At 37.1% G+C, this 18,475-nt stretch carries 17 protein-coding genes and 1 tRNA gene; 15 read left to right on the forward strand and 3 right to left on the reverse strand.

The annotated features are described in order from the left end of the window. Positions 1 to 7 precede the first annotated feature (7 nt). The 3 genes from CWB72_RS05340 to CWB72_RS05350 are packed head-to-tail and all read left to right on the forward strand — an operon-like array spanning position 8 to position 2,272. A complete protein-coding gene (locus CWB72_RS05340) occupies positions 8 to 511 on the forward strand; it encodes a copper chaperone PCu(A)C (protein ID WP_138629728.1) in 504 nt (167 codons plus the stop codon). A gap of 9 nt (positions 512 to 520) precedes the next feature. Next, entirely contained in the window at positions 521 to 1,507 is a 987-nt protein-coding gene (locus CWB72_RS05345; protein WP_138629730.1) for a DUF2333 family protein, read from the forward strand. A gap of 3 nt (positions 1,508 to 1,510) precedes the next feature. Then, positions 1,511 to 2,272, forward strand: a complete 762-nt coding sequence (locus CWB72_RS05350) for a TIGR04219 family outer membrane beta-barrel protein (protein WP_138629732.1) — start codon at positions 1,511 to 1,513, stop codon at positions 2,270 to 2,272. A 95-nt stretch (positions 2,273 to 2,367) separates the two neighbouring features. On the opposite strand, the gene CWB72_RS05355 is transcribed toward CWB72_RS05350, so the two are convergent. Together CWB72_RS05355 and CWB72_RS05360 are read right to left on the reverse strand one after the other, a co-directional pair. After that, a complete protein-coding gene (locus tag CWB72_RS05355; protein WP_138629734.1) occupies positions 2,368 to 3,243 on the reverse strand; it encodes a TIGR03899 family protein in 876 nt (291 codons plus the stop codon). 9 nt (positions 3,244 to 3,252) lie between these two features. After that, positions 3,253 to 3,729, reverse strand: coding sequence for a hypothetical protein (locus tag CWB72_RS05360; protein WP_138566211.1), 477 nt, complete (start codon positions 3,727 to 3,729; stop codon positions 3,253 to 3,255). A 290-nt stretch (positions 3,730 to 4,019) separates the two neighbouring features. On the opposite strand from CWB72_RS05360, the gene CWB72_RS05365 reads away from it, so the two are divergent. After that, the gene (locus CWB72_RS05365) at positions 4,020 to 6,206 is read left to right on the forward strand and encodes a bifunctional diguanylate cyclase/phosphodiesterase (RefSeq protein ID WP_138629736.1); all 2,187 of its coding nucleotides are present in this window, start codon (positions 4,020 to 4,022) and stop codon (positions 6,204 to 6,206) included. 135 nt (positions 6,207 to 6,341) lie between these two features. Here CWB72_RS05365 and CWB72_RS05370 read toward each other — a convergent pair. Beyond that, positions 6,342 to 6,417 (reverse strand) — tRNA-His (locus CWB72_RS05370). A gap of 175 nt (positions 6,418 to 6,592) precedes the next feature. Between CWB72_RS05370 and CWB72_RS05375 the strand changes: the two genes are divergently transcribed. The 11 genes from CWB72_RS05375 to CWB72_RS05425 all read left to right on the forward strand — a co-directional run bounded on the left by CWB72_RS05375 (position 6,593) and on the right by CWB72_RS05425 (position 18,470). Then, positions 6,593 to 7,408 carry a mechanosensitive ion channel family protein gene (locus CWB72_RS05375; protein WP_138629738.1) on the forward strand — a complete coding sequence of 272 codons (816 nt, stop codon included), beginning with the start codon at positions 6,593 to 6,595 and terminating at the stop codon, positions 7,406 to 7,408. An 18-nt stretch (positions 7,409 to 7,426) separates the two neighbouring features. Next, positions 7,427 to 8,212: a DUF481 domain-containing protein gene (locus tag CWB72_RS05380; RefSeq protein ID WP_138566214.1), complete on the forward strand. Its 786-nt coding sequence runs from the start codon at positions 7,427 to 7,429 to the stop codon at positions 8,210 to 8,212. Positions 8,213 to 8,367: 155 nt separating this feature from the next. Next, a complete protein-coding gene (locus CWB72_RS05385) occupies positions 8,368 to 10,959 on the forward strand; it encodes an SLBB domain-containing protein (RefSeq protein WP_171037227.1) in 2,592 nt (863 codons plus the stop codon). Between the two features lie 3 nt (positions 10,960 to 10,962). Further along, positions 10,963 to 11,928: a Wzz/FepE/Etk N-terminal domain-containing protein gene (locus CWB72_RS05390; RefSeq protein WP_138629742.1), complete on the forward strand. Its 966-nt coding sequence runs from the start codon at positions 10,963 to 10,965 to the stop codon at positions 11,926 to 11,928. A 20-nt stretch (positions 11,929 to 11,948) separates the two neighbouring features. Further along, on the forward strand, positions 11,949 to 12,929 hold the full coding sequence (locus CWB72_RS05395; RefSeq protein ID WP_138629744.1) for a sugar transferase: 981 nt from the start codon (positions 11,949 to 11,951) through the stop codon (positions 12,927 to 12,929). Then, positions 12,929 to 13,753, forward strand: a complete 825-nt coding sequence (locus CWB72_RS05400; protein ID WP_138629746.1) for a glycosyltransferase — start codon at positions 12,929 to 12,931, stop codon at positions 13,751 to 13,753. The genes CWB72_RS05395 and CWB72_RS05400 overlap by 1 nt, the downstream gene beginning before the upstream one ends. 1 nt (position 13,754) lies before the next feature. Continuing rightward, complete coding sequence (tagD, locus tag CWB72_RS05405; protein WP_138629748.1) at positions 13,755 to 14,225, forward strand: glycerol-3-phosphate cytidylyltransferase; 471 nt, start codon at positions 13,755 to 13,757, stop codon at positions 14,223 to 14,225. A gap of 1 nt (position 14,226) precedes the next feature. Then, positions 14,227 to 15,447: an oligosaccharide flippase family protein gene (locus CWB72_RS05410; protein WP_138629750.1), complete on the forward strand. Its 1,221-nt coding sequence runs from the start codon at positions 14,227 to 14,229 to the stop codon at positions 15,445 to 15,447. Further along, complete coding sequence (locus CWB72_RS05415) at positions 15,444 to 16,178, forward strand: hypothetical protein (protein ID WP_138629752.1); 735 nt, start codon at positions 15,444 to 15,446, stop codon at positions 16,176 to 16,178. The genes CWB72_RS05410 and CWB72_RS05415 overlap by 4 nt, the downstream gene beginning before the upstream one ends. Next, on the forward strand, positions 16,171 to 17,403 hold the full coding sequence (locus CWB72_RS05420; protein ID WP_171037225.1) for an EpsG family protein: 1,233 nt from the start codon (positions 16,171 to 16,173) through the stop codon (positions 17,401 to 17,403). The genes CWB72_RS05415 and CWB72_RS05420 overlap by 8 nt, the downstream gene beginning before the upstream one ends. After that, positions 17,400 to 18,470: a hypothetical protein gene (locus CWB72_RS05425; RefSeq protein ID WP_138629756.1), complete on the forward strand. Its 1,071-nt coding sequence runs from the start codon at positions 17,400 to 17,402 to the stop codon at positions 18,468 to 18,470. The genes CWB72_RS05420 and CWB72_RS05425 overlap by 4 nt, the downstream gene beginning before the upstream one ends. Positions 18,471 to 18,475: the final 5 nt, after the last annotated feature.

Raw genomic sequence — 18,475 nt, forward strand, 5'->3', positions numbered from 1 at the left:
AATAGGCATGTTATTTAGAACCCTTTCATTGGCAGCAGCATTATTGTTGTCAGATCTGTCTCAAGCTCATGAAGGCCATAATCATAGTCACCATGAAATGCATAAAGAGTTGATGGTGACAGATGCTAAAATTCGTACCTTTTTACCAACAGCTAAATCAACAGCTGCATATTTTACAATTCATAATCCAACCGACAAATTGGTGTCTTTAAAAAAAGCCACAATAAGAGGCATTGGTAGAGTAGAGATCCATAAACATGTTCACAAAGATGGCATGATGAAAATGCAACAAGTTGACTTAGTTGAAGTGCCGGCTCACCAACAAGTGGTTTTTCAGCCTGGAGGGTTTCACTTAATGGCGTTTGAGCCTGATGCAACTTTAAAAGTCGGAGAAAAGCGCAAGTTAACCTTATATTTTGATAACGGTGACAGACTTTATAGCTTTGTTGAAGTGGTCTCTTTAAAAGACAGCTTTGAGAAGAAAGCACATTCACATCATAACCACCATTAAGGAGTGTTTATGCAACAACACTTAGGAAAAATAGCAGCTGCTTTTGGCGGCTTACTGGTATTGGGTTATTTGCTGGCTGTTTATTGGAGCTTTGAACCTGCACCATTTAATGTTGTAGAGCAAGCAAAGCAAAACGCTGAACAGGCTCAAGAAAGCATGGTGCCTGGCTATGTGACTTCGACAGCACTCATCGAGGTGAGCGAAACCCTTTTGAATAAGTCTGGTGGGTACTTATCAAATGATAAAATGCCACCTAGTGTGTTGATGGATAATATGCCCGCTTGGGAGTATGGTGCACTTGAGATGGTGCGTGATTTAGCATTGTCGATGCGAAAAGACTTTAGCCGTTCGCAATCTCAGTCAACAGAGCACCCCGCACTGAAAAAGGCGCAGCCACAATTTAATATCAGCTCTACAGCTTGGATCTGGCCAAGTGCCGAAGGCGAGTATCAAGTAGGCATTGAACAATTAAAATTATATCGTGCGCAAATAGCTGATCCGCAAGACCGTGAAAGCCAATTTTATGCGCGTGCTGACAACCTACGTAGTTGGTTAAAAGAAGCTGAAAAGCGTTTAGGTAGTCTGAGCCAAAGACTCAGCGCCAGTGTTGGTCAAGATAGAGTAAATACCGATTTAGCAGGAGATGCAGCTGCAAATCAAGCCACTCAAGCACCAAGTCACCACGTTGTGAAAACATCATGGTGGAAAATTGATGATGTATTTTACGAATCACGCGGTGCAACTTGGGCGCTTTTACACTTTTTAAAAGCCGTTGAGCATGATTTTGCCGATGTACTTGAGAAAAAGAATGCTAAAGTTAGTTTACAGCAAATTATTCGTGAGCTTGAAGCAACCCAAGAAACCGTGTGGAGTCCTATGATTTTAAACGGTAGTGGCTTTGGTTTTGTTGCTAATCACTCATTGGTAATGGCAAACTATATATCAAGAGCAAATGCCGCTCTTATTGAACTCAGTGAACTTCTAGCGCAAGGATAAAAAATGAAAAAGTACTGTTTAGCTGCAGCATTATCAATGGCTTTCTTAGCACCGGTTGCAAAAGCAGATATGTTGTTAGGTTTATATGTAGGGGCTGACGGCTGGCAGAGTGAAAACTCAGGTAGTTTTGCCGGTGAAGGTAATGCTCAAGACTTTAACTTTGAAGACAAAACATTCTCTAGCTATTATGCTGCGCTAGAGCACCCAATTCCACTAGTTCCAAATATCAAGTTAAAATATACACAATTAGAGCTGGATGGTTCTGCACTACTTACTGAAACGTTTGAGTTCGATGGTAAAGATTATACGGTTGGCACAACAGCTAACTTGATGACTGATTTTAGTCATATGGATTATACGCTTTATTACGAATTGTTTGATAACGATTTAGTATCGATTGACTTTGGTTTGACGGTTAAGCATTTTGATGGTGATGCAACTGTGCAAGGTAAAGTTGATGGTGTATCTACTACAGAGTCGATTGATTTCTCGGCACCGATTCCACTTGGTTACCTTCGTGGTGAAGTAGGCCTGCCACTTACTGGTTTAAGTGTTTTTGCTGAAGGCAATTTACTTGCAATCGATGATAGTAAAATTCAAGATTATCAAGTGGGTGTTGCATGGGAAGTAATAGATACATTAGCGGTAGATATTGCTATTCGTGCGGGTTATCGCTCATTTATCATCGAATTAGACGATGTTGATGATATCAGTACTGATTTAGATGTGTCAGGTCCGTTTGCTGGCCTTCAGGTTCACTTTTAAGCAAGCTATTTAAGCTTATAAGTTATTCGTAAATAAAAACGCAGGCACGTTTGTACTGCGTTTTTTTATGCCTGATAATTTTAGTTTTGGCATATTTAATGCCACTCGCAGGTAAACTCGTCTTGCATTGCTTGCTCCAGTAGCTGTTTATATTGTTTATTAACTGGTGCTGTGATGAGTCGTTTTAACTCTTCACCAGTTTGTGTGAGCTTATAATAACTCAGGACTAACTCATTACTTTTGGCGGTTAGTGTGAGCTTTTTACTTTGAAAGCTAAGATTAAAGCTTTGCCCTTGTTTTAAACTCAGAGACTCTATTTCTTTTCGATATAGTAAGCCAATATCCATCAAGGTTAAGATATTAGGAAAGCTCAACCCTGCCAATGCCAGATTAATCGATTCTTTATTACCTTTTCTTAGCAAATCGAAAAATGATGGCTTTTTGTAGTAGCCAAGTATGATTAAGTAGCTCCCTTCTTGTTCAACAAAGCCACATAAAGGCGCACACTTTTGCAATGCATTGGCTTCTTTTTGTGTCATTTGCTTGAGAGCTTGCAGGCTTTTAATCGAAAACGTACCGGAAGAGATTGTTTCTCCTACTAAGATTTTTGCCCATAAAGTTTGCATAGCATGATTAGATATATCTTCAGCAAGTCTAATAAAGTGTTCAAGCCAGTCAGGATCAGGTCGACCTTTGCTCACTACATCAGGGCATAAACTGAGTGCCCCAGCCATGATGGTTTCTAAATTGTTTTGCCTTTGAATTTTTTGTAATTGCTGGCGCTTTAGTGCTCGTTTGAGTATCGAATCATTAGATTGAACTGAGCACTCAATCGTGCGCTTACCTTGTGCCGAGTAATCGGTTTGATTTAATGAGTGATTAACTTTGGCTTTTTTCACCAATGGGTAGCCCAGCTTTTCCTCAATGAGTGAAGCTAGTTTTGATTGACTATTTGCCTGCTTTACTGACATTGCATGTCCTTAATGTGCCAGCTTTAGTTGTGTATCAAGGTTGTTAATGCTGACATTAAACATATTATCAACTAATGAATGAATATAAAGCACTATAAAACCGCCGATGATAGGAGAGTGGATTGTTCCCTGAAGTGTATGACTTATTTCAGACCGACTTTTTGTTTGCTTAATGGCAAATTCACCTGACAAGCGGTGTTCTCTGTTAACTAATAAAGAGTATTTCAGAGTGTTGTTAGTTTTCGATGTTATGCTGATCTCTATTTCAGCATAGTCGGATACGATATATGCATTTGAACCTAAAATATTACCAGGTGAAGAGGTTTGAACAGCGAGTGACTCTCCATAAGTCTGCCATGCCATTAAAACTGGCCAATGGGCCAAGTTAAATAATTGCTTGCCGATAGTTGCTGTTTGGTAATTTAATTCAGCACGTTGAGAGACCATGAGCTGGCGCGGTAAAGAAACCGCCACAAGTAAGGCCATAATTAACATAACCAGGCTGGACTTGATAAATTTTGCTCTAACAGAAATATTTACACTCCTCGCGCCTAAAAGTTAGATCTGGTTTTTCTTTTATTTCGATAAGATAGACTATAATAAATTAATGGCCTAGATAAATACGCTATTATTATGTAGTTTTTGTTGTAATCACTGGGTTTACCTCTGCGAGCAATTAAGTTATACCTTAATGTAAATTTACATATCCACTTCATTTATGTTTTATTAAGAATAATAAAACTTTAACTAAAGCGGTAAAAGTTGAAGGACTTTGAATGGCGTCTGAACAAGAGGGCTTTTTGTTTTTAGATCACGATGATGATGCTTCAGAAAATACTCAGCCTCATGGGCACTGGGACATTCTGGTAGTTGATGACGATCCTGAAATTCATTCGGTTACTAAACTTGCTTTATCAGGTGTTGAATTTTGGGGTAAATCGTTACGCTTTCATCATGCATACTCGGGCGAAGAAGCGATTGTACAATTAGTGCAAAACCCGGATATTTGTCTGTTATTACTCGATGTGGTGATGGAAACAGATGATGCTGGCCTTAAAGTTGTTAAAAAAGTCAGAGAAGATTTAGATAACCATAACGTGCGTATTATTCTTCGTACAGGGCAACCTGGTCACGCACCTGAAGAGCAGGTGATCCGTGAATACGATATTAATGACTATAAAATGAAAACAGAGCTTACGCGCAGTAAACTCGTTACTTCATTGATGACTGCGTTACGCTCTTTCCAACAGATCTGTGAGCTCGAGGCTCAAAGTGAAGGGCTGACCAATATCCTAAATGCTTCAAATGCGATTCTAGGCCATAACAATATAAGCGGTTTCAGCCAAGCCGTAGTTATGCAATTAGCCAATATTCTAGCAAATGATGCCAACGGCTTTGTATGCGCGCAGGTAGCAGGCTCTAACTCTCTGGTCTTGCTTGGTGGGACGACCCAATACCATGAGTTTATAGGTCAAGGGGTTGAGCAATTAGACGACGGTCGAGCTATTATGCAGGTAAAAAACTGTATAGATCAAAGGCAACATCAACAGACTGAGCATGACCTGACTTTATTCTTGGAAAAGAACAACGAGCAAGCTGCAATTTATATCGAGCTCTCGCTTTCTCCTATGCCGCGTCAGATCCAATTCGCAGAAATCTTTTTAGCAAATGTGAGTGTTGGTCTCGATAATATAAAATTGTTTAGCCAGATCCGCGAAGTAGCTTATAAAGATCCCCTTACTAAACTGGCCAATCGCACTAGTTTTGTTGAGCAATTACAAAAAATTGAGCGTCATGAAACCTTATCACTTATTTTGCTCGATATTGCTCAGTTCTCAGACATTAATAATGGGTTAGGTCAAGAAGTTGGTAACCAACTCTTAATGGCGGTTATGCAGCGATTAGAGCAAGACATACTAAATGCGAAAAGCTTGGCGCGAATTGGGGCTGACGTGTTTGCATTTTTACTGCCTACAAGCTGTATTCATGAAGAAGCCTTGATTGACGTTTTAACTATTCCTTACCAATTAAAAGAGCACTTATTATCTATTCATTTTCATATAGGTTTTTGTAAGAGCGAAGACTTTAGTGACTCTGGGCTAGAAACACTTAAAAAGGGCTATATTGCGCTTAACCAAGCGAAACAAAGCCATCAAATTTGCGATTGGTATACCTCAGACTTAGAAGAAAAAATGGCTTGGCGACTAGGTTTGATCAGGCAGCTAAGAAGCGATTTTGAGCAACATAAACTAGAAGTTTGGTATCAGCCTCAATTCTCTTTAAAGACACAGCAAATAATTGGTTGTGAGGCGCTATTACGATGGCCTTCAGGCAATGGGCGTTATATCTCGCCAGGTATTTTTGTACCACTTGCCGAAAGTTCGGGGTTAATCGTGGAAATTGGGCAATGGGTTTTAGAGCAAGCCTGTATGCAACAAAAGCGCTTTGCTCAATTAGGCTTGGACATTTGTGTTGCTGTGAATGTCTCTGTGCCACAATTCAAAACTGTTGATTATGCGAAAACTGTTATGGATACCCTTGAGCAGTTTCAAGTGCCCAGTAGTAAAATAGAACTGGAAGTGACAGAAAGTGTCGTTATGGATGAAATAAGCAGTGTTATTGATACTTTAGATGAGCTTAAGCGTTTTGGTATTGAGGTTGCTATTGATGACTTTGGTACTGGTTTTTCTTCTCTGATCTATTTGCAAAAGCTGCCTTTATCACGTTTAAAAATTGATAGAGCCTTTGTTAAGGACATTCCTGAGAATGATTCAGGTGCGATTGCAGAGTTAATCGTTTCTTTAGGCAAGAACCTTGGCTTAAAAACCATTGCTGAGGGCGTGGAAACACAAATACAACTTGAGCGGTTACAACAAATGGGGTGTGATGAAATTCAAGGTTTCTTACTTGCTAAGCCTATGCCAGTCGATGAATTAATGACATTCATCCAAGATAAGATATAAATCTTTCAGCTATAGGTATCGTTTCTTGGAGAACAATGTAATAAAAGAAATTCTATTTTTATATGAATAGTAAAGTAGTAGACTGAAATTATTACAGAAAGTAATAAAAAAGCAGAAAGTAATAAGAAAGAAAATTGGGGCGACTGATGGGGCTCGAACCCACGACAACCGGAATCACAATCCAGGGCTCTACCAACTGAGCTACAGCCGCCGCAAAAACACACCTTGTTTGGTGTGGCGCGCATAATACATAAAATTCCTACCTTTGCAAAGAAAAATTTTTAGTTTATTTATATTTAATAAAAAATACTTCTTATAAAGGTAATGTTCATATTCCCTGTGTATGATGCGTAAAAATCATTCACTATAAAAAATCAGGAGAATGCATGGAAGTTTTACTCAACTGGATCAATGAAAACTCAGACTTGATAATTCACTATATTCTGCAAGGCATATTAGCTATTGCAATACTATTTGTTGGTGTGAAGGTCGCTAAATTTTTTGCCAAGCTAACTGAAAAAACATTTGAAAAGAGAAAAATAGATAAAACGGTCGCAGGTTTTATTTCTAACATTGTTTACGCTTTAGTTTTTGCGGCTACAGTGCTGATGGCGCTTTCTCAGGTTGGTATTGAAACGACTTCTTTTGTAGCGATATTAGGTGCTGCGGGCTTAGCGGTTGGTCTGGCGTTGCAGGGATCATTATCTAATTTTGCTTCTGGCGTGCTGATCATTGTGCTTCGTCCATTTAAATCGGGTGATTACATTGAGGTGGGTGGTCAATCAGGTAGTGTTGAGCGCATAGAGATATTTGCAACTGAACTACGGACTCCTGATAATAAAGTCATCATTATGCCTAACTCAGCCATTATGTCTGGGGCGATAGTGAATTACTCTCGTCAAAAAACTCGTCGTGTAGACTTGGTGATAGGTGTGGGTTACGACGCTGATTTAAAACAAGCTAAAGCTGTATTACAATCTGTATTAGATAAAGATAGTCGTATTTTAAAAGACCCAGAATATACAGTGGCAGTATCAGAGTTAGCTGACTCAAGTGTTAACTTTGTTGTGAGACCTTGGGTTAAAACTGAAGATTACTGGCCAACTTATTTTGATTTAGTAGAAAATATTAAAATTGCTTTAGACGAAGCAAACATTGCAATTCCATATCCTCAAATGGATGTTCACCTTCATAAAGATTAATCATAAGGTTATTGATAAATGAAATTTAAACTTTTATCTCTTTGCGTTTTAGCCGCTACATCAACTCAGAGCTTTGCTGAGCAAGCTGAAGAGCCGAAAACGTGGGATGTAACAAGTGAAGTAGGTGCCATAGTCACAAGTGGTAACACGTCAACGACGACATTGAAAGGTGGCATTAAAGCCAAGCATCATTTAGAAAACTGGCATAACGAATACAAATTCGATGGTATCTACAAAGAAGATGAAATCGAGAACGATGCAGGTGAGCGTGAGAAAGAGCGTACGAATGAGAAGTACTCAGTTTCAGCACAAGGTAACTATCAATTAAATGAAGATAATAGCCATCTATTTGTTTATGGTTCTTATGATTCTGACTATTTTGGTGCTTACCGAAATGAAGCCGTTTTATCTGTGGGTTATGGCTTAAGATTGCTTAATCGTGACAATATGTATTTAAATGCTGAAATCGGTCCGGGTATTAAGCGCTTTGAGCATCAGAAAGAAAGTTCTGATTTAGATGATAATGGTTTACCTCTAGCAGGCGAAACAGAAAGCGAGGCGATCGGTGTTGCTAAGTTAGATTACAATTGGCAGATTTCTGAAAATGCACGCTTCACTCAGCTTGTTGCAATGGAATATGGTGACACTAACACCAAAACAATATCTGAATCGGCTTTAATGACCAAGATAAATGGTTCCTTACAAATGAAGTTTGCTTATAACATTACGCATAACTCTGATGTAAGTGATGAAAAAGAAAATACAGACACTGAAACATCATTAACATTGGTTTACAGCTTTTAACAAATATTAACGGATAAAATTCCAATAAAGCGCTAAAAAGGGACGAAAGTCCCTTTTTCTATGGGCGTCAATTCGTGTAGAATATGCAATCTTTTGGCTATGACTTGTAGGGTATAAGTTTGAGTAAGTTTCTTAGACAGTTTTTTGTGGTTCTGATGGTGCTATTTACTGGTAATGCTTTAGCATTTACGCCAACACAAGAACAATTAGAGCAGTTTAAAAAGCTTCCTAAAGCGCAACAACAGGCTTTAGCCAAGCAGTATGGGATTGACATATCATCGCTCAATAATGTGACAGATAAAAGTCAAAGTACGCAAAGCCTAGATAATACAGTTCAAGCTAGAGAAATAGATTCAGACAGCGAGCTAGAGCAAAAAGATCGGTTTGACCCAACTGAAGAGGCATTAAAACCATTTGGTTATGAGCTTTTTTCCGGTGAACCAACCTCATTTATGCCCACAGAAGTAGCATCTGTTCCAGGTGATTACATTATTGATATCGGCGATTCAATTAATTTGAATTTATATGGTAAAGAAAGTCAATCACTTACTTTGCAAGTCGACGGTGAAGGGCATTTGTCTATCCCTGACTTTTCACCCGTACAAGTCGCTGGTCTTACATATAATGAGTTAAAGCTGTTGCTTAACAAAAAAATCTCACAAGAAGCGATTGGTTTGAGTGTGTTTGTGTCTATGGCTGAGTTGCGCCCTATGCGCGTAATGGTTGTTGGTGAAGCTTATAAACCAGGAAGTTACACGATATCTCCATTATCTAATGTAACCCATGCGTTATACGCGAGTGGTGGTTTAACAGACATTGCTAGCTTAAGAAATATTCAGGTTAAGCGAAGTGGTCAAACGGTTGCGAATTTGGATTTATATGATTTGCTACTCAATGGCTATGCGCAAGGTAATATTAGTTTACGATCTGGTGATGTAGTATTTATTCCTACAGCTGGACCACAAGTCACTGTGACAGGTGCTGTAAAGCGAGAGGGTATTTTTGAACTAAAGGACAATGAGAGTAAAGCTTCTTTAGTTAAAATGTTTGGTGGATTTAAAGAGAATGCATTTACTAAAAGTGTGCAAGTTCGCCGAATAGAAAATGGTTCGAAGAGCCTAGCTATATCTGCTGATTTTACAAGTGACGATGCTTTCTTACCCAAAGGTGGTGATATATACACAGTTCAAGAAGTTGCAGAGCAGGTAGTTGATTCAGTAACTTTAATTGGTGCTGTAGTCAGACCGGGTGTTTATCAGTGGCAGCCAAATTTAACAATCGATAAACTTTTAAGAAACCTTAAATCTGATTTATTACCTCAAGCTGATTATAACTACGCTTTGATTGTGCGTGAAAAGTCTTTATTAGGTGATGTTGAAGTCATTCAGTTCTCGCTTGCAAATGCATTAGAAAATAAAGATGTGCAATTAAGCAAAAACGATGAAGTCTATATTTTTAGCCGTTTTGAATACAAAGAAAATGAAGAACAAGCCCTTGCAAATTTAGCTTTGACTGAAGAGCAAAAGTTTCAACAGCACAAAGTTAAACTATGGCATTTATATGAATATCAAGAGTTTAAGAATAAGGTCCAAACTTTTGATGATGCTGTTCAATTAGAGTTAGAAAAAGCAGCGTTGGAAGAAGATGAGCTGCTCCAAGAAGAGAAAGGTGAGTTTGCTACATTTAGCCGTACTGAATTACTCACATCTCTAATTAAACGTTTGCAATTTCAGGCAACAACAAGTTTGAAAACAGCAACGATTGAAGTACTTGGGCAAGTACGTTTCCCTGGTGTTTACCCTCTTCCTGAAAATGCCACAGTAAGCAAGGCAATATTGGCTGCAGGTGGTTTATTAGAATCAGCGTATGTGAAGCAAGCTGAGCTGACACGTTTGATTAATAAAAGCGACCAACAGTTTGAACACATTCAAATCAATATTGATGATCAAGTTTCTCTAGCATTACCTCTGCAAAGTAAAGATACGTTAAATGTATTAATGCAGCCAAGCTGGCAGCATGGTTATAAAGTGACTTTAGAGGGGGAGGTTCGATTCCCTGGTACCTACACAGTGAGTCGAGGAGAAACGTTAAGCGATGTTATTCAGCGTGCAGGGGGGCTATCACAGTATGCGGAACCTAAAGCCGCCATCTTCACTCGAGAATCCATAAAAGAGCAAGAGCAACTTCAGCTCGCTAAGCTATCTGATGAATTAAGAAAAGATATCGCTTCTAAAAGTTTCCAAAAGTCTATCGGTATGAATAATTCGATCAGCTATGAAGAAATGAACAAGTTGCTTAAAGACCTTGCAAGTGTTAAAGCTGTTGGTCGTTTGGTTATTGATTTACCTGATATCTTAGACAGGCGCGATTCTCTAGTATTGCAAGATGGTGATGCGCTTTACGTTCCAGGTAAACAAGATTCAATTTCTATCATTGGTGAAGTTAATTACGCATCTTCACATTTATTCAAATCTGGCATTTCAATTCATCAATACCTTGAACTAAGTGGTGGCGTAAAAGACAGAGCTAAAGAAGAACAGATTTATGTAATAAAGGCGAATGGCGCTGTATTTATTCCTAAATCATCGGGTTGGTTCTCTGTTAATTATCAGAATGAGTTAGAGCCAGGCGATACAATCGTTGTACCTATGGATGCATCTCATATGGATAATTTAACGCTTTGGAGTACAGCAACCCAGATCTTTTACCAGCTAGGTGTTGGTGTTGCTGCGATAGCGAGGATTTAACTTATGAATCTAATTGATATTTCAAAAGTTATAGAGAAAATACAAGATCAGGAGCAGGAGAAAGACGTGTCCATCGCGGAGCTGCTTAATGTTCTCTTAAGCGTGAAATTGTATATTGCTATTTTTGTGTTTATTGGCTCCTTAGCTTCTGTTGCTCTAGCTTTGTATTTGCCTAACAAGTATGAGGCTACTATCGTTTTAGTGCCACAATCTAATGGTGATAGTGGGGCTATGTCTTCAATTGCTGGTCAGTTAGGCGGACTAGCGAGTGTTGCCGGTTTGCAATTACCATCAGGTGAAAATAACGTAAAGGTGACTTTAGAGACTTTGAAATCTCGAGAGTTTCTTATGAAGTTTATTGAAAAATATGACATTAAACCTGAATTAATGGCCGTTAAGTCTTGGGAGCAAGGTTCTGAGACATATGTATATGATGAAAAGCTTTACAACTTTGAAGATGATGTATGGGTAGTTGATACGACAACAGGTGAGACTGTTGAGCCATCTTTGTTCTATTCATATCAGGAGTTTAGGAAGCTATTAACTATCAATCAGAGTAGTGATCAGCAAATCTTTAAGTTAACACTTACTCACTATTCACCATATGATGCAGCAAAGTGGCTAGACTTATTAGTCGTTGAGTTGAATGAGCATATGAAAATGAAAGAAATGCTCGAGGCTAAAAAATATAAGCAATTTTTAGAAAATGAAGTATCGAATACAGTTGTGAAAGATATGCAGGGCGTATTATACAAGTTAATAGAAGAGCAAGTAAGAACTATTATGTTTGCAAGTGTCAGAGAGGAATTTGCTTTTAAAGTTATAGATCCCGTAATTATACCTGAGGAGAAAAGTTCTCCAAGGCGAGCTTTAATAGTTATTATTGGTGTATTTTTATCTGGTTTTCTAGCGGTTTTTACCGCCTTTGCCCACTACTTTTCCACAGCTTCAACTCGAAGAAAGTCGTAGTTTAAATTTTTGAGTAATATATGAAAAGTTATCCTCATTATAAAGGTTTCAACCTTGAGCCCGCTAAAGTTGCTCATAGATTTCGTTCACGCACACAGGCCAATAAAGAGAAAAGTATATATGTTTATTGTCCTGAAGAGCAGGTGGATTTAATACGCTCATTATTTGAAAGCTATCCATTTGATGTGGTTATAAATGATTATGATCCAGGGGTACTTTCACGAAAAGTTATTTGCCATTACCAATCAAGTAAACTTAAGCCGGAACAAAGACAATTTTTGGTTATGGCTACTGAGTTTGGTGCCTGGGTAGAGCCTTTGGTAAGCTACCTTGATAGTAGGCTAGGTTATACAGAGGTTAAGCTGCTACATAGTGGATACTTTTTGCATCAAAAAGCATTTTCAATCTTATCAAATAAGCGTACCCAAATTGTCAAACGTATTGTTGATCTCGTTTTTGCTTTTGTGTTAATTTTGATTGCTTTGCCTATTGGGTTACTTACAGCTTTGTTGATCAAATTAGACAGTAAGGGTCCTATTTTTTATAAGCAAAGTAGGACTGGTCAATATAACAACGAATTTAAAGTAATTAAGTTTCGTTCGATGAGAACTGATGCTGAGTCAAATGGTGCCCAGTGGGCCACTCAATCAGATTCTCGAGTGACTCGTGTGGGGGCGATAATCAGAAAAACGAGAGTTGATGAGTTACCGCAGATTATTAATATACTTAAAGGTGATATGTCGATAGTTGGACCTAGACCTGAGCGAGATGTGTTTATTTCTGAACTAGAAAAAGAAATACCATACTATAAATTTAGACATGCTGTTAAACCCGGTGTAACTGGCTTAGCTCAGGTTTCATACCCATACGGTGCTTCAGTTGCTGATGCGATATGGAAGCATAAATATGATGTTTATTATATTAAACATCACTCTACATTACTGGACTTAAAAATATTATTTAAAACGGTCAAAGTGGTTCTCTCTGGGGCTGGGCAATAATGGACGTACAAAATTTTTCCGCATTAGCTTCTGTTTATATTAAAGAGAATCCACAGTTTTTAGATCTAGCTCTAAATAGCTTAGTTAACCAATCACTGCAAGCATCAGAGGTCGTACTCGTTCATGATGGGCCTCTTACAAGCGATCTGTATGAAGTAATAGCGAAATATAAAAACAAGCTGCCTTTAAAAGAAGTGGTCTTGAAAGAAAACTTAGGCCTAGGAAAAGCGCTCAATGCAGGGTTAGAGCAGTGTACTCATGATCTTGTCGCAAGGTTTGATACAGACGATATAAATAGAAGTAATCGGTTTGAGCTTCAGATAGAGCAATTTACTAATGACACCGAGTTGGTGGCTTGCTCAAGCTATGTTGAGGAGTTTGACGTAGTGCCTCATGATACTGGTAGCATTAAAAAATTGCCATTATCTAATTCTGATATCTGTAATTATGCTAAGTACCGTAATCCTTTTAATCATATGGCAATGATGTTTCGTAAACAGGCTGTGATTGATTCTGGTTCTTATATGCATTTGCACTTTATGGAAGACTACTACCTCTGGCTTAGATTGATTTCTAGGAAATATAAATGTTTAAACTTAGAGGATGTGTTGGTTGACGCTCGAGTGGGCTCTGGTATGTATGGGAGAAGGAAGGGGTTAAAGTATATACATTCAGAGTATGAGCTCTATAAAATTCATAAAGGTTTAGGTTTATTAAATTATACTCAGAGAATATTTTCATTAATTATACGTATTATACCTAGATTATTATCGACTGGCATGTTGAAGCGAGTTTATTTAACTTTACGTTCAAAAAGAGTTTAGAATGAAAACAGTATTGACATATGGAACTTTTGATCTCTTTCATAGGGGACATGTAAGAATTTTAAAGCGTTTGAGTCAGTTAGGAGATAAGCTAATTGTGGGTTTATCTACAGATGAGTTTAACGCAGGTAAAGGGAAGCGCTCTCTTTTTTCATATGAAGAAAGAAAGGAGATACTCGAAAGTTGCCGGTATGTAGATAAGGTTATTCCTGAATCAGACTGGGCACAAAAAAAATTAGATGTTGTTAAATACAATGTTGACATTTTTGGAATGGGATCTGACTGGGCTGGTAAATTTGACGAGCTTAAAGATTTATGTGAAGTGGTGTACTTAGACAGAACAGAAGATATTTCTACCACTGATATAAAACAGAGTTTAAGTATTTTAGATACAAAGCATTTAGAAGAAATTCATAGTTCATTGGATACTGCAATGATAGTAGTTAATTACCTCAGGGGCGCAACAAAATAGCATGAGCAGAAAGATTGTTGCTAAGAACGTACTTTCAATGGTCTTAGCTCAGGCTATCAATATAATTGCTCCATTTTTAGTTCTCCCTTTTTTAGCGCGAGAACTTTGTGTTGATGAATTTAGTAAAGCCATATTAATGCTAACAATTTGCTCTTTGTGCTATGTTGTATCAGATTATGGCTTTAACGTCTCCAATACCTATCAAATATCAAAAAATAGAAATAATTTTAAATTTATTAACTCTCTTATTAGTAACTCTTATTTTATTAAAGTGCTAATTTTAGCTGGTACTCTAGTAGTATTAGCCACATTAAGTATTTTTGGTGATTATGAAGCCTCGTATATAGCATGGGTTTTTCTTGCTATTGCGGCGATGTCTTTTCAGCCTCTTTGGTTTTTTCAAGGAATAGAAAAAATGCACTGGGCTACGGCAGTTTTTGCAATTAGCAAGGTTGGATATGCATTTCTCGTATTGATATTTGTTTCCGAAAACAGCGATGCAGGTACTGTAGCAATGTTTTTCGCAATTGCAAATATAATTGGTGCTGTGTTAGCTCAGTATGTCATTTACTCTCAAGGTTTTCGTTTCACACCTCCAAATCTTATACAAGTTAAGAAGTTGCTAGTTGATGGCAAAGGTTACTTTTCAACTAAAATGATTGTAGCAATCTATAATTATTCAAATGTGCTCTTTGCAAATATATTTATAGGCGGGAAGAGTGTTGCTTACTATGGTGTGGGTGAAAAATTGTATAATGTTGTTCAGTCTGCTTCTTCACCAATAGCTATGGCGCTGTACCCTTATTTTTCGGTTAAAAGAGATTATAAATTACTATATGTTACTCTGTTTGGGTTATCTCTAGTTGGTATTCCTGCTGTAATAATTGTTTGGGCATATGCAGAAGCAATTATAGGTTTTATCTATGGGGAAAATTATATACATCAAGCAGATGTTATTCGTTATTTTGCTATTGCTGGTTACTTTAGTGTGCTTAATGCTATTAGTGGATATCCTGCTTTTGCATTATTGAATAAGCCCGAGCTTGCGAATAAAAGTGCCTACGTAGGTTTTGTTGTGTATTTATTAGCGATATCAAATCTATTTTTCTTCTCATTCTGGTCTGTATTAAATTTAGTAAAGATCGTTATATTAGTTGAGTTTTCTGTTTTTATTGTTCGTACCCTGCTATTTAGGCGTGAAATAAAAAGTGTGGAAAGATGAAAGTTGCAAAAAAAATTTTAAAGAATGTTTATTATAAAATCCCTTTTTTATATGAATTGAAAAATGGATTAGCTAATTTTTTAGGGGTGAATAATTCACATAGAGATATCTCTGATAAGGCCTTTTTGGTATTTGAGTTGATAAAGAAAACTAATCAACCAATTTTCCCTATGTTTGGCACTCTATTGGCACTGCATCGAGATGGTCAAGTCACAAGAGCTGATGATATGGATTTTGCTGTTATTGGAAGTCAGTCTTTAAGTAAGCAACTTGTTGAGTTTCTGGAACAGCAAGGTGCAAAACTGGTCGGTATTTCAGCGGTCGATAATGGTAATACTCTTGCCGAACTGTCTTTTGAATATGTTGGCGTTAAGGTCGATATTTTCGCGCTTTTTTCAGATAAGGATGGTATTAAGCATGTGTGCCCAAATTTTAGAAAGTCTAAGCCTTCTTGTGAGGAGGTTAATGGCCTTCAGTACATGAGATTTGATAGTCATTTTGAAGTAACTTATCCAGATTTTAACTTAAAAGAGAATGAAAGCGGTTTGTTGCTTCCAGATGATCCAACGCAAATATTTGATCTTCATTATGGCAAGGATTGGATGGTACCAAAGGAAAAAAACTTTATCGATTTTGCGGCATATAGATTTATAAAGAATCCTTCTTTTTCTGTTTATGGAAGCTCGAAGGATCTAAACACTATGCTTAATGATGTTTACTTTAGTGAGTAAAACAATCAAAACGACACAACACCATATGGTGATGTACAATCACCTGTTTTGGTTGGTTGTATCTGCTTCGGCTTTTATTTTTCCAAGTATTATTCCATTTTGTTTGCTTTTGTTCATAGTTTTTCCTATTGAAGTGAACAAAGTTGATATAAAAGCGTTTAGAGTTTTGTTGCCTTTGTTTATGGCGGCAGTTGCATCAGGATACGAAAGGTTAAATGGAACTGGTGATATTTCGAAATATATCATTTCTTTTGATTACATGAATCCTGAGCTGTTTTTTTCTTTAGATCATAGCGTAGCATATTACTATGTATATCCTATATGGTATCTATTGAATGCAGTGGTCAAATCACTAGGATTTAGCTTTGAGGTTGTGACATTTACCTGTATTTATGTAGCTTATTACTGCTTATTTAAAACATTGTCATCTTCTTTTTCAGAAAGAAAAAATATTCTGATTATAATGGCATTTATTTGTTTATTCTTTTCATTTCCTATAGTTTTTTCTTCGTATCGGACAGTTACTTGTTTATCTATTATTGGTCTAGGGTTGGCTAAGGTTATTAATGATAATAGTAGAGGCTGGTTGTTATGTATTATAGGCTTGGGAATACATCCTATAGGACTTGTACCTATAGCAATTTTAATCTTGTCTAAATTTATTGTTCCATCCAAAAAGTTACTTCTGGTATCCATTTTTTTAGGGTTAGTAATGAAGCCCATATTGATTCATGCGACTGCGGGCTTGCAGGCTATCCCAATCATAGGTGGAAAAATCTCGATGTATATTAGTGGGGAGTGGGGAAGTTATCGTTTTCATGAAGCTGGTGAATATTTATTATTTTTACAACTGTTGTTATTTAGTCTGTTCTTAATATTTATGGTTATGTCGAGTAATAAGTTTAATATAAATTTTAATTTCCAGTCTCCATACTTAAAGTTCTGTTTTACCTACTTGTGTATTGTTTTACTGTTTATGTCTTTTAGGACTATTTTTATTCGTTTGCAGTTGAGTGGTATAGTGTTTTTTATACCTTTGCTAATGTACGCATTGAGGCAGAATTTATACTCTAAAAAATTATTGGTTATTTTGTTTTTATTTGTTTGTATCGATATTAGAACCTTTATGTTTTTTAACTACACCAGCTATCAAATTGGCGATGGGTTTCCTGCAAATATTCTTCAACCTTATATAATTGAATTAATCGGTAAAAATATCTCATGAAAAAAGCATTAATCATAAGTGGCATCTTTTGGGATGACACATGGCAAAGGCATCAAAATGTAGCTAAGTTCTTGGCTGAGTCTGGTTTTTCGGTGGATTTCTTGGGTGGCGTGAAAACATCATCGGTTACTTTCAATAAAGTTATTAGCTATCTTGGGAAGTCGAGAAAAGGTCAGACAGTCAAAAATACTGTACCGGATAATTTAAGAGAGCTATCCGTATTTAATTTACCTTATGAGATTTTAAGTCAATTTTCTTTATCGAAGCTGACAACAAGCGGCCTTCATAAATATTACGATCTAGTTATTTGCTATGTACCATCACCTCTTACTAAAAAATTACTTAATCATATTGAGTTTGAACAGCTTATTTATGATTGTGTAAGAAACTTTGAAGGGTGGGAAGGGATCTCAAAAAATGTTGTTGCATATGAGTCTAAACTCGCCCAAGTGGCCTCCAGAATTTGGGTCGATTCATATTTTTTAAAAGATCGATTTGAGCGGTCATATCAAGATAAAGTGACGCAATTATTTCCCACAGTGAATCGTCTATATAACTTCCCTGTAAAGGAAACTCGAAGCATTAAACATGTAGGCTTTTTTGGCTCAGTTTCAAAGCACTTTGATATTATGCTTCTGCCTATGTTTGCAAAACTAGGTATAAAGCTTCACCTTTGGGGGGTTGATGAACTTGGCATCGCTGAAAAGTATGAGCATGTCATTTATCATGGGTATGAGACTGATGAGCGGAAGCTACTCAACTTAGTCTACAAACAATGTGATGCATTGATAATTCCTTACGTAGGTAATATGGATGGTGTAATTCCCGCAAAGCTTTTTCAATCTTTAAGTTTAAATTTACCCGTTTTTATCTCTGATTTTTATGACTCAAGAAAGTTAGATAATGTTTTATATGTTTATGAGTCTGTTTCAACTTTGGCTGTGAAATTACAAGACTTTGATTATAGTGAGTTTGAAACCCGCTTGCCTATGGCTGATGAGTTGCTAGAGAAAAGCACGTTGGAAAGTTTTAAAAATGCTATTATGCAAGATCTACAGATTCGATAAGGGTT

It is taken from the genome of Pseudoalteromonas phenolica (genome assembly GCF_005886345.1).
Taxonomy (GTDB): Bacteria; Pseudomonadota; Gammaproteobacteria; order Enterobacterales; family Alteromonadaceae; genus Pseudoalteromonas; species Pseudoalteromonas phenolica_A.

Coding starts and splice junctions, on each gene's coding strand:
- CWB72_RS05340 (WP_138629728.1), top strand. CDS start 8: ATGTTATTTAGAACCCTTTCATTGGCAGCAGCATTATTGTTGTCAGAT.
- CWB72_RS05345 (WP_138629730.1), top strand. CDS start 521: ATGCAACAACACTTAGGAAAAATAGCAGCTGCTTTTGGCGGCTTACTG.
- CWB72_RS05350 (WP_138629732.1), top strand. CDS start 1,511: ATGAAAAAGTACTGTTTAGCTGCAGCATTATCAATGGCTTTCTTAGCA.
- CWB72_RS05355 (WP_138629734.1), bottom strand. CDS start 3,243: ATGTCAGTAAAGCAGGCAAATAGTCAATCAAAACTAGCTTCACTCATT.
- CWB72_RS05360 (WP_138566211.1), bottom strand. CDS start 3,729: ATGGCCTTACTTGTGGCGGTTTCTTTACCGCGCCAGCTCATGGTCTCT.
- CWB72_RS05365 (WP_138629736.1), top strand. CDS start 4,020: ATGGCGTCTGAACAAGAGGGCTTTTTGTTTTTAGATCACGATGATGAT.
- CWB72_RS05375 (WP_138629738.1), top strand. CDS start 6,593: ATGGAAGTTTTACTCAACTGGATCAATGAAAACTCAGACTTGATAATT.
- CWB72_RS05380 (WP_138566214.1), top strand. CDS start 7,427: ATGAAATTTAAACTTTTATCTCTTTGCGTTTTAGCCGCTACATCAACT.
- CWB72_RS05385 (WP_171037227.1), top strand. CDS start 8,368: ATGGTGCTATTTACTGGTAATGCTTTAGCATTTACGCCAACACAAGAA.
- CWB72_RS05390 (WP_138629742.1), top strand. CDS start 10,963: ATGAATCTAATTGATATTTCAAAAGTTATAGAGAAAATACAAGATCAG.
- CWB72_RS05395 (WP_138629744.1), top strand. CDS start 11,949: ATGAAAAGTTATCCTCATTATAAAGGTTTCAACCTTGAGCCCGCTAAA.
- CWB72_RS05400 (WP_138629746.1), top strand. CDS start 12,929: ATGGACGTACAAAATTTTTCCGCATTAGCTTCTGTTTATATTAAAGAG.
- tagD (WP_138629748.1), top strand. CDS start 13,755: ATGAAAACAGTATTGACATATGGAACTTTTGATCTCTTTCATAGGGGA.
- CWB72_RS05410 (WP_138629750.1), top strand. CDS start 14,227: ATGAGCAGAAAGATTGTTGCTAAGAACGTACTTTCAATGGTCTTAGCT.
- CWB72_RS05415 (WP_138629752.1), top strand. CDS start 15,444: ATGAAAGTTGCAAAAAAAATTTTAAAGAATGTTTATTATAAAATCCCT.
- CWB72_RS05425 (WP_138629756.1), top strand. CDS start 17,400: ATGAAAAAAGCATTAATCATAAGTGGCATCTTTTGGGATGACACATGG.